Consider the following 10,685-nt stretch of genomic DNA (forward strand, 5'->3'; position numbering starts at 1 on the left):
ATGAACACAAGCACATGGTTGGGTAAACGTTAGTTGAACCCCGGTATATTTGGGGGTCTGAGGGGCGTGGGACGGGGCCTGTAGGCTCTAAGCTGGTAGATGTGAACCCTACTGTGATTGCTTTGTCTGCCGCTGTGCTGGGGCTCCTCATCGGCGTGGTGAGCATGCTCGCCGTGCAACGGAGTGAGCGTCAGCGCGCTCGCTGGGCCGACGTTGAAGAGCCGACCATTAGCGATGGTGCCGCCGAGGTGCTGGCGGTCATTGGCCGCGCCTACATGGTGGTGGACGCTGTGGACGGCGTGGTGCAGGCTTCTCCGGGCGCCTACGCCTTAGGCCTGGTACGCGGGCATACAGTGGTCTCTGACGAGCTGCTAGAGATGATCGACGCGGTGCGGTCCAAGGGCATCATCGTTGAAAAAGAAATTATCTTAACCCGCGGCTTTTACGACCAGAGCCGCCTGGTCATTGACCTGCGCGTGGCTCCGGTAGGCGATGAATATATCTTGGTGCTGGCCGATGACCGCACCGAAATTACCCGCGCTCAGACCGTCCGCACCGACTTCGTAGCCAACGTATCGCACGAACTAAAAACCCCGGTAGGGGCGGTTGGACTTATGGCTGAGGCCATCGAGTCATCGGCGGACGACCCCGAGTCGGTGCTCTACTTTTCGGGCAAGCTCAAGAAAGAGTCCCGGCGGTTAGCGGCACTTGTGCAGGACGTCATTGAGCTCTCCCGCCTACAGTCAGCCGATATGGTGCTGAGCTCCACCCTGGTCGACGTTGAGCAGGTGGTTGCTGAATCGGTCGACCGTAACCGCCTCACAGCCGAGGGTAAAAACATTGAACTTCTGGTAGGCGGAAAGGCCCCCCGCCCGGTCCACGGCGACCCCGAGCTGCTGGGGACCGCCCTGCGCAACCTGATCGAGAACGCCATTCGTTACTCGCCCGAGAACACCAAGGTAGGCATCGGTATGGCTGTGAAGGGTGACACTGTTAGAATCTCTGTGAAAGACCAGGGCCCGGGCATTCCCGAGGACGAACAGGACCGCATCTTCGAGCGGTTCTACCGGGTTGACCCGGCGCGTTCGCGTCAGACCGGGGGCACGGGTCTGGGCTTGAGCATTGTGAAGCACATTGTGGGTCAGCACGGTGGCGAGGTGACCCTCTGGTCCCAACCCGGTTCCGGCTCAACTTTCACCATTGCCCTGCCCAGTGTTGATGAAGAAACCGAACAAGACCTGCTGGGGGAGCACCCGCCGACGGGCTCGCTTACCCAGATAACAGACCACAACATCCACACAGTGCCGCGCTCTGCGGGGTCGGCACAGACCGCGAAGGAAACAAAGTAAGTGACCCGTATTTTAGTGGTTGAGGACGAAGAGGCGCTGAGCGAGCCCCTGGCCTTTTTGCTGGGTCGTGAGGGCTTTGAGGTGCAGGTGGTCGATAACGGCCTGGACGCCGTGGTCGAGTTCGAGCGAAACGGCGCAGACCTGGTGCTCCTCGACATCATGCTCCCCGGCCAGTCCGGCACCGAGGTTTGCAAGCAGATTCGCGCCACCAGCGCGGTTCCCATCATCATGCTGACCGCTAAGGACTCAGAGATAGACAAGGTTCTGGGCCTAGAGCTGGGGGCGGACGACTACGTCACCAAGCCCTATTCCTCCCGTGAGCTCATCGCCCGCATCCGCGCCGTCCTGCGCCGCCAGGGCGAATCTGAAGAGCACGATGCCGGGGCGATCGAGGGCGGCCCGGTCCGCATGGACGTTGAGCGCCACGTGGTAACCGTATCCGGCGAAACCGTAGCCATGCCCCTCAAGGAATTTGAGCTGCTTGAGATGCTGCTGCGGAATGCAGGACGCGTGATGACGCGCTCGCAGCTAATCGACCGGGTCTGGGGTGCTGACTACGTGGGCGATACCAAGACCCTTGATGTGCATATTAAGCGCCTGCGCTCCAAGGTTGAGCCCGACCCCTCGTCCCCGCGCTACGTGGTCACCGTGCGCGGCCTGGGCTACAAGTTTGAACCGTGACTTCCTCCCCTCCCTCACGGGAGGGGCTTCCTACCAACTAACCCGCGATTCCGACCAGGCGAGTTCATCACCGGCCATCACCACCACAGGCTAGTTCTCGATGGGTTCTTGCTTCACACAAGGACAGCGCCAGCAAGCTGACGTCTTACATCCTCTCCACAAGCGTTTAGGCTCTCGGCAAGCCCTGCCGCGAGCATGATATTAACCGCCGCATTGTAATCACGGTCAAGCCAGGTTTCACATTCCTGACATTGCCAGGCCCTGATGTTCAGGGCTTTCTTCCCACCTGGGGCCCCGCAAACAGAGCAGGTCTGGGTGGTAGGGGCGAACCTATCAATCTTGATAAGCCTTCCACCGGCGGTAGCTAGTTTGTATTCCAACATGCTTACCAGCATTGCCCAGGCAGCGTTATTGATTGATTTCCCTAACCGGGTGCGCGACAGCCCTGTAATGTTCAGTGTTTCTACTGCCACTGTTTGGTTTTCACGGGTGATAGTAGAGGTGAGTTGATGCAGGTAGTCATTGCGCTGGTTGCGGATTTTTTGGTGGATTTTAGCTACAGCAATGGCAGCTTTTGTACGGTTGTTTGAGCCTTTCTTGGTGCGAGCAAACTTGCGTTGAGCACGGGTAAGTTTGCGCTGGTTTTTCTGGTAAAACTGTGGGGTGTCAATCTTGTATCGCTGCCCGCTAGTAGTGGTAATAGTGGCAAGGTGGGTAAGCCCCAGGTCAATACTGGCAGCCTGGGCGGGGGTGACAGTGTGGTGCTGGGCTTCGAGGATAAAAGAGGCCCAGTATTTGCCGGTGCTATCTTTGCTGATGGTAAGGCTGGTGGCGTTCTCTACATTGCGCCCTGCTTTGCCTTTGACCCAGCCAACCTTGGGGATATAGAGCTTGAACTTCCCATGCTTGGCGTCATAAACCTTGACTTTGAAGGAGTTGGCCCCAGGTAGGCGAAATGACTGCACCCCTTTACGAGTGCGTCTGGGGGTTCTTGCTTTCTTGCCTGCGGCACGTTTTTTCACCACTGCAGCGTAGGCATCTTTTGCCTGAGCGCAGGACTCTTGCAAGGCAGCTGCCGGGGCCTGTGTAAGCCAGGGGAAAGCTGTCTTTTTGTTACTGACGGTCAGGATAGAGCGTAATTGTGAGTGGGTCTTACGCTGCAGCACCTGGTTCTCGTACTCGTAGTCTCGGTAGGCGGTGTACTGGTTGAAGATGAACCGGACGCAGCCGAAGACACGCGCCAAGTCTTGTTCTTGCCCGCTGGTTGGGTAAATCCTCGTTTTATATCCTCGCTTACTCATTGTTCACCTCCAACCTACCGTAAAATACTATCTAGAATTATATACTCTACAATAAGGAAAACCACTGTGAATAAAGATGATTACAGGCGCGGTAGGCATGTGGTCTATGATTTGCATGCTCATATTGTCCTGACCCCCAAATACCGCAGAAAAGTGATGACCGAGCGTGTCCATGCTCTGATTGAAGAGACCACCAAGGAAGTCTGCCACCGCTTCGATGTTGTGGTAGATGAGTTCAATACAGATCAAGACCACGCCCATCTGCTGATTACATACCCACCCAAGGTTTCTCTATCTACCCTGATTGGGGCTATTAAGACCAACACTGCTAAGCGGGTGCGAGCTGCTGGGTTTGAGGAAGTGCAGCGGGCTTTATGGGGTGAACATTTTTGGTCACCGTCGTATTTTGTAGCTTCAACGGGCGGGGCGCCTTTGGAGAAGGTGAGGGTCTATGTGCAGCAGCAGGGGCAGGTGCCTCGTGGGCCGGGGAACCCTTTGTGGTGATTCATCCACGCCCTGACGGACGTGGGTTTCTCACCACCCATCAGCTAAACAGGCGCTCTAGAGAGTAAAAAGGTGGGGCCGGGACTCAAGTAGCTGAGTCCCGGCCCCACTGCTTTGGGCTAGAAGGTATTAGCCGTTGCTGCTAGCGGTTTCGGTAGCGCTGGGAGTAGCCGCTGCGGTGGGCAGGTAGGGGGCGTACTCTTCCAGGGCGGCGTCAAGAACCGGAACGTTGAAGGTAGTGGTGCTGGAGGTGACGTTGGAGGAGACTTCGACGTCCTTCAGCAGCAGACCGGGGTTAGCGCCGGCCTCAGCCAGAAGAAGTTCGTTCTCGTCGTTTTCCAGGCGGACTTCCTGGCCAGCGGGAACCTCAACGGTGAGAGTTTCGGTGGGGAAGGCCAGGGTAACGGTGGCGTCTTCCTCGGTCTGGTTCAGAATGGTGCCCAGCACGCGGCCCTGTGAGGCCTCATCGGCTGCGATGACCATGATGTTGCGGAGCTGGATATCCTGCTGGTTGTTCTCGCCTAGCAGGTTAGCCATCTGGCCGTCGGAGGCGGAGTAGACGATGGTGGTAGCGGGCTGGTTGGTGTAGGTGCAACCGGTGGTGGCCAGCAGGGCACCAGCGATGGCAACGAGGGCGCTGGCGCGCTTGACGGTCAAAGAAGCGGTGTTCTTCACAGCTCTAGCTCCTTGTGTAGGGTCGTAGTCTGCCGAGGGGCAGAGAAAGTGTGTGTGCTCCGCGCCGAGGTACGGAATTTTTGGTCTGTTCAGGTCACATTCTATCTGGTTTAACGACGATACGTCTGTATCAACGAGGCAAAAGGGCGTAAATGAAGTGCACAGGTTCGCTGAGAGCGCCGGGCCTATTTTGAGACTTTAAGGGTGCTGTCTTTCGTTGCATGGTAGAATAGATAGGCTGAAAGGGGTTTATCCATATGGTTTTTGAGGTTGGCGAAACAGTCGTTTACCCTCACCACGGTGCCGCAACGATTGAAGAAATCAAGATGCGCAAGATCCGTGGCGAAGAGAAGATGTACCTGAAACTCAAGGTCGCTAACGGTGACCTGGTCATTGAGGTTCCCGCTGAGAACGTCGATATGGTGGGCGTGCGCGATGTCGTTGACGAGCGCGGTCTGCAGGAAGTCATTGACGTACTTCAGGCTACAGATACCGAAGAAGCAGCAAACTGGTCCCGCCGCTACAAGGCTAACGTTGAGAAGCTGGCATCTGGCGATGTGCTGAAGGTTGCCGAGGTCGTCCGTGACCTGTGGCGCCGCGAGAACGACCGTGGCCTGTCTGCCGGTGAGAAGCGTATGCTGGCTAAGGCCCGTCAGATTCTGTCGTCTGAGGTTGCCCTGGCTAAGGACATCGACGAAGAAGCTGCCGAGGTTGAACTCGATAAGATTCTCGAGGGCGTCTAAACTTTCGGGTATGCTCACTAGCTGTGAGCACTCTAGAATTTTCTGATACAGCGGGCACCGCAACCACTTCTGGTGGTTCGGTGCTCGCTGTCGTTATTGTGGCCGCCGGTTCCGGGTCGCGCCTGGGCGCAGGCGTGCCCAAAGCTGCGGTAGAGGTGGCCGGCCGCACGCTATTGGAATGGGCGCTGACCGGTGCCCTAGCGTCGGGCGTGGTAGCTCGGCTGGTGGTGACGGTGCCCCCGCAGGATGTTGAGCTGCGACAGATCTGCGCCCGGTACGGTGCCTTGGCGGTGTCCGGCGGCGCAACGCGTGCCGAGTCGGTCACGGCTGCCCTGACTGCGATTGCGGACGCTGCCCCCCTGCCCGGTGCCCCCGGGCAGCTGCCCACCGGCGTCCTGGTGCACGATGCCGCCCGCTGCTTTACCCCTGCCGGGGTCTATCACCGGGTGGCGGCGGCTCTAGCGGCGGGTGAGAAAGCCGTCATCCCCGTGTTGCCGGTGGTGGATACCATCAAGACTGTAGATGCTAGGGGGTATGTGAGCGGCACTCCGGCTCGCGCGCAGCTGCGGGCTGTGCAGACTCCCCAGGGCTTTGACCTGGCTACCCTGCTCCAGGCCCACCGAGATGTCGCCTCCCTGGCCCCCGAGGTCGCTGAAAGTATCACCGATGATGCCATGCTGGCTGAGACCCTGGGTCTGCCGGTGGCAACGGTCGAGGGAGCCGCCGAGGCCTTCAAGATTACAACCCCCCTTGACCTAACTCTTGCCAGAGCCCTCTACGACGAAAAGAGAGAATCATGATTCCCCGTATCGGTACCGGTACTGATGTTCACGCTTTTGGTGAGGAGGGCACCGAGCTGTGGGTGGCCGGTCTGCACTGGCCGGGCCAGCGTGGCCTATCGGGCCATTCGGACGGCGACGTGGTCGCTCACGCTGCTGCCGATGCCCTGTTTTCTGCTAGTGGCACCGGCGATCTAGGCTCCAACTTCGGGGTGGATCGGCCCGATATGGCAGGTGCTTCCGGTGTGCGGATCCTCTCTGAAGCTGCTGCCATTGTGCGGGCCGCCGGGTTTGAGATTGGCAACATTGCGGTGCAGCTGATCGGCAACAAGCCCAAGTTCTCCCCGCGCCGGGACGAGGCCAACCGCGTCCTGTCCGAGGCCGCCGGTGCTCCGGTGACCGTCACCGCCACCACCACCGACGGGCTGGGGCTGACCGGCCGCGGAGAGGGCGTGGCAGCTAGCGCTGTCGCCCTGGTATACCGTAAGGACGCTTGAGCCAAGGCCCAGCGTCGGGCGCGCTCAGAGGCGGGGGCAGTCAGCGCTACAATAAGCCTGTCCCTGTTAACACCACCCCAAGCTGTAAAGAAGTACCTGTGAACGCCGACCCCCTTGAACCCCGCCCTCATCTGCTGAGCCAGGACGGGGGACGCGTCATCGCCTGGCACGAATTTGGGCAGAAAGAAGCACCCACAGCTACCGTCATCTACTGCCACGGCACTCCCGGTACCGGTTATGAGGCCCTCTTCCTCGATGAGGCGGCCAGAGAACTGGGTATCCGCCTTATCGCCCCGGACCGCCCGGGGCTGGGAGCATCGGATGCCGTACCCCACAGGCTGGTGGGCACTTGGGCAGAGCAGGACGTCGCCGCCATCATCGACCATCTAGAGCTTGACCGTTTCAGCGTGATGGGCTTTTCCGGCGGCGGGCCCCACGCTATGAGCCTAGCTGCCCTGCACCCCGAGAAGATAGACCAGCTCATCTTACTGGCCCCCTTCACCCACCATCCCCTCTGGGAAACCCGACTGGGTCTTAACCTCACTCCGCTGCGCGTCCACATGTCGCATCTGACCCTCTCCTGGTTCCCCAAATCCCTAATCGACCTGACCGCCCGCGCCGTTAGTCGCCCGCTGGCGTCCGCCTCGACCCTAGCTTCAGCCCTGGGGCGAGACGTGCAGGGGCACACCGCTGCCTACCGCATGGCGGTCTCCCACGATTACGCCCTGCAATTCTCCATCAAAGGCGGGGTGCAAGACGAGTATGCAATTCAGGACGACTGGGGATTCGCAGAGTCCACCGTTAAAGCCCCGGTCCATCTCTGGGTAGCCGGGCGAGATTTGGCCATCAAACCCGCCCGCGCTCGCAACTTAGGGCTCCGCCTGGGAGCCCAGATTCACGAACTACCGCGCGACGGCCATTTCTCCCTGCTCATTAACCACGCAGCTAGCGTCCTCGCACCGGTTCTACAGCGCACGGTAAACTGTTAGGCGTGACTCTACGTTTTTATGATTCAGCAACAGCAAGCGTCCGTGACTTCACCCCGGTTCACCCCGGCGAGGCCCGTATCTACTACTGTGGTGCCACCGTGCAGGGGGCTCCCCACATCGGGCACGTGCGCTCGGGCCTGGTCTTTGACCAGCTCTCCCGCTGGCTGACCTACCGCGGTTACAAGGTCACCACGGTTCGTAACGTCACCGACATCGACGACAAGATTCTGGTGAACTCGACTGCCTCTTTCGAGCCCGATTTCACCGGTGAGCACCCGGCCGAGGAATGGTGGGCCCTGGCCTACCGCTTCGAGCGGGTCTTTGGGGCCGCTTACGCCTCCCTCAACATCGCACCGCCCACCTACGAGCCGCGCGCAACCGGGCACATTCCCGAGATGTTCGCCCTCATCCAGCGCCTCATCGACCGCGGTCACGCCTACCCGGCGACCGACGGCTGCGGCGACGTCTACTTCGACGTGCGCTCCTGGGAGAACTACGGCGCCCTGACCCGCCAGAAGATTGACGACATGCAGGACGCCCCGGACGCCGACCCCCGCGGCAAGCGCGATCCCCGTGACTTTGCCCTCTGGAAGGCTTATAAGGAGGGCGAGCCCGTCACTGCCTCCTGGGATTCCCCCTGGGGTAAGGGCCGCCCCGGCTGGCACCTGGAATGCTCGGCTATGGCGGGTAAGTACCTGGGCGAGACTTTTGATATTCATGGCGGCGGCCTCGACCTGCGCTTCCCCCACCACGAAAATGAGATGGCCCAGTCCCAGGCAGCCGGCTACGGCTTTGCCAACTTCTGGATGCACAACGGCCTGGTCAACTACGAGGGCGAGAAGATGTCCAAGTCCATTGGCAACATCATCACCCCCGCCCAGATGCTCGAAGCCGCCCGCCCCCTGGTCGTCCGCTACTACCTGGGCCAGGCCCACTACCGCTCCGTCCTCGACTACCACCCCACCTCCCTCGAAGAGGCGCGTGTAGCCGTTGAGCGCGTTGAAGCCTTCTTGGCCGCAACCCGCGACTACCATCGTGAAGACGCTGCGGTACCCGAGGCCTTTGCCGAGGCCATGGACGATGACCTCAACATCCCCAAGGCTCTGGCTGCCCTGCATGCGGGCGTCCGCGCCGGTAACGCAGCCCTGGCTGCCGGTGAATCCGCCCAGGACGCCGCCGAGCAGGTCTACGCTATGGCCAAGGTGCTGGGGCTGGTGGAGCTCATGTCCTTCAGCCAGGCAGGGGCTGCCGCCAACGAACCCGGCGAACACGCAGCGCTCGACTCTCTGATTCAGACCATGCTCACCCAGCGTGCCGAAGCCCGCGAGGCTAAAGACTGGGCCCGCGCAGACCAAATCCGTGACGCCCTGGCCGCCGCCGGTATCACCGTCAAGGACGGCGCATCCGGCTCCACCTGGTCCCTCTAACTCACTGCGCTACCGTGCTCCATCTCTCGCCCCATAGGGCGCAAGGGGTCGGTAAGCTAGAAAATAATTCATAGACATCTATCAAAGGACGAGATTTATGGCGAAGGCAGGCTCACGCCCCGGCGCAACCAACAAAAAGAAGGGCCCCACCAAGGGCACCGGCGGCCACGGCCGTAAGGCCCTCGAAGGCCGCGGCAACACCCCTAAGGCCGAAGACCGCGTCTACCACAAGGCCTACAAGATGAAGAAGGCCGCCGAAAACCGCAAGGCAACGAACACCCTGCGCTCCCGCCAGCCCCGCCTGGGCGGCAAGCGTGCCTCCGATGAGCTGGTCACCGGTCGTAACTCCGTACTTGAGGCACTGCAGACCGAGATTCCTGCCAAGACCCTCTTCATCATGTCCCGCATCGAGGTCGACGACCGCGTCCGCGACATCATGACCGAAGCCAACAAGCAGGGCCTGCCCATGCTCGAAATTGGCCGTAACGAGCTGGACCGTCTCACCGACCACGCTGTCCACCAGGGTGTTGCTCTGCAGATTCCGCCCTACAAGTACCCGGACGCCGGCAACCTGGTGCTCGACACCATGGACCGCTGGTACGACAAGCAGATGGATACCCCGCCCCTCTTTGTCGCCCTGGACGGCATCACCGATCCCCGCAACCTGGGTGCCATCATCCGCTCCGTTTCAGCCTTCTCAGGTAACGGCGTCATCATTCCCGAGCGCCGCTCGGCAGCTATGACCGCTTCGGCCTGGAAGACCTCATCCGGTGCCGCTGCCCGTATCCCCGTAGCTAAGGCCACTAACCTGACCCGCGTGATCCAGCAGGCTAAGGACGCCGGTATCTTCGTCGTCGGTCTGGACGGCGGCGGAGACATAGACCTGCCCAACCTTGAACTAGCCTCTGAACCGCTCATGATTGTTGTTGGCTCAGAAGGTAAGGGATTGTCACGACTGGTCACCGAGAACTGCGACCAAATCGTTTCGATTCCCATTAGCTCAGCGATGGAATCGCTCAACGCCTCCATGGCAGTAGGAATCTCCCTCTACGAGGTATCCCGCCGCCGAGCTGCCTAAGCTTCTTATAAGAACGAAGTGCTCTCCCGCGATAGCGGGGGAGCACTTTTTGTTTATCTAGTCTTAGGGGGGGGCGGGCTGGCGGCAGGCTCGCGCTCGCTGCCCCTGCGCACAAATATACGAAGCTCGTGTGAGCCGGAATAAGGGCCTGGCTCACAAAAAATCCCTAAAATCAAGTCTTCTGAAGACCTTCAAAAAAACTTTAAAAATATTTTTAAGGTGTTTAGTTCAGCTTTGACTAGGTGTTTTACCTGTTGTGGGTGGAGATTTTGAGGCAAAAAGGCTCCTGTGGTGGCACTTTTGGGTTGCACGCTCTGGAAAACCTGCGTAAAGTATTACGAGTCGCCACGGCACAGGGGAAACCCGCCAAGCGACAAAACACCTAGTCACATAGCGAATTCAGGCCCCGGCCGGAACCGAGAAATCCCAACTCGAACGAGTGAGATTTTGAAGCAACAAACCAGCCAAAAGCCACTGTGAAACACAACACGGAACACCGAGTTGACACACAGAAAAGAAACGCGATAAACTAGACGAGTTGCCCAAACGGGTAACACAAAAACTTGAGAATGACCGATACGAAACACCGGCCAGCATCTGGCTAGGGTTGAGAATGCGGTTTGTTGCTTGAAAACTCAATAGCGTACCAATGTTATAAATAA

General features: G+C 59.5%; 12 protein-coding genes. 9 read left to right on the forward strand and 3 right to left on the reverse strand.

Annotated elements, in window-relative coordinates:
- Positions 1–101 precede the first annotated feature (101 nt).
- Both L6963_RS04020 and L6963_RS04025 read left to right on the forward strand, forming a co-directional pair.
- Entirely contained in the window at positions 102–1,349 is a 1,248-nt protein-coding gene (locus L6963_RS04020) for a sensor histidine kinase (RefSeq protein ID WP_237207077.1), read from the forward strand.
- A complete protein-coding gene (locus L6963_RS04025; RefSeq protein ID WP_237207078.1) occupies positions 1,350–2,030 on the forward strand; it encodes a response regulator transcription factor in 681 nt (226 codons plus the stop codon). It abuts the gene before it with no gap.
- A 113-nt stretch (positions 2,031–2,143) separates the two neighbouring features.
- Here L6963_RS04025 and L6963_RS04030 read toward each other — a convergent pair whose 3' ends face one another.
- Positions 2,144–3,331, reverse strand: coding sequence for an RNA-guided endonuclease InsQ/TnpB family protein (locus L6963_RS04030; RefSeq protein ID WP_237197650.1), 1,188 nt, complete (start codon positions 3,329–3,331; stop codon positions 2,144–2,146).
- 66 nt (positions 3,332–3,397) lie between these two features.
- Between L6963_RS04030 and tnpA the strand changes: the two genes are divergently transcribed.
- Positions 3,398–3,835: an IS200/IS605 family transposase gene (gene tnpA / locus L6963_RS04035; RefSeq protein ID WP_237197652.1), complete on the forward strand. Its 438-nt coding sequence runs from the start codon at positions 3,398–3,400 to the stop codon at positions 3,833–3,835.
- 129 nt (positions 3,836–3,964) lie between these two features.
- Here the strand turns inward: tnpA and L6963_RS04040 are convergent, their stop codons facing one another.
- Complete coding sequence (locus L6963_RS04040) at positions 3,965–4,510, reverse strand: hypothetical protein (RefSeq protein WP_237197654.1); 546 nt, start codon at positions 4,508–4,510, stop codon at positions 3,965–3,967.
- A gap of 257 nt (positions 4,511–4,767) precedes the next feature.
- Between L6963_RS04040 and L6963_RS04045 the strand changes: the two genes are divergently transcribed.
- From L6963_RS04045 to rlmB, 6 genes are all read left to right on the forward strand, one after another.
- Positions 4,768–5,253, forward strand: coding sequence for a CarD family transcriptional regulator (locus L6963_RS04045; RefSeq protein ID WP_185173529.1), 486 nt, complete (start codon positions 4,768–4,770; stop codon positions 5,251–5,253).
- Positions 5,254–5,276: 23 nt separating this feature from the next.
- Entirely contained in the window at positions 5,277–6,053 is a 777-nt protein-coding gene (ispD, locus tag L6963_RS04050) for a 2-C-methyl-D-erythritol 4-phosphate cytidylyltransferase (protein ID WP_237207079.1), read from the forward strand.
- Positions 6,050–6,529, forward strand: coding sequence for a 2-C-methyl-D-erythritol 2,4-cyclodiphosphate synthase (ispF, locus tag L6963_RS04055; RefSeq protein WP_237207080.1), 480 nt, complete (start codon positions 6,050–6,052; stop codon positions 6,527–6,529). The genes ispD and ispF overlap by 4 nt, the downstream gene beginning before the upstream one ends.
- 98 nt (positions 6,530–6,627) lie before the next feature.
- Positions 6,628–7,518, forward strand: a complete 891-nt coding sequence (locus L6963_RS04060; RefSeq protein WP_237207081.1) for an alpha/beta fold hydrolase — start codon at positions 6,628–6,630, stop codon at positions 7,516–7,518.
- A gap of 2 nt (positions 7,519–7,520) precedes the next feature.
- Positions 7,521–8,945, forward strand: coding sequence for a cysteine--tRNA ligase (gene cysS, locus L6963_RS04065; protein WP_237207082.1), 1,425 nt, complete (start codon positions 7,521–7,523; stop codon positions 8,943–8,945).
- Positions 8,946–9,042: 97 nt separating this feature from the next.
- A complete protein-coding gene (gene rlmB / locus L6963_RS04070) occupies positions 9,043–10,023 on the forward strand; it encodes a 23S rRNA (guanosine(2251)-2'-O)-methyltransferase RlmB (RefSeq protein WP_237207083.1) in 981 nt (326 codons plus the stop codon).
- Positions 10,024–10,422: 399 nt separating this feature from the next.
- Here the strand turns inward: rlmB and L6963_RS04075 are convergent.
- Positions 10,423–10,685: hypothetical protein (locus L6963_RS04075; protein ID WP_237207084.1), on the reverse strand; the 263-nt coding region annotated here is incomplete at its 5' end.

The organism is Rothia nasimurium, assembly GCF_928392795.1.
Classification (GTDB): Bacteria; Actinomycetota; Actinomycetes; order Actinomycetales; family Micrococcaceae; genus Rothia; species Rothia nasimurium_F.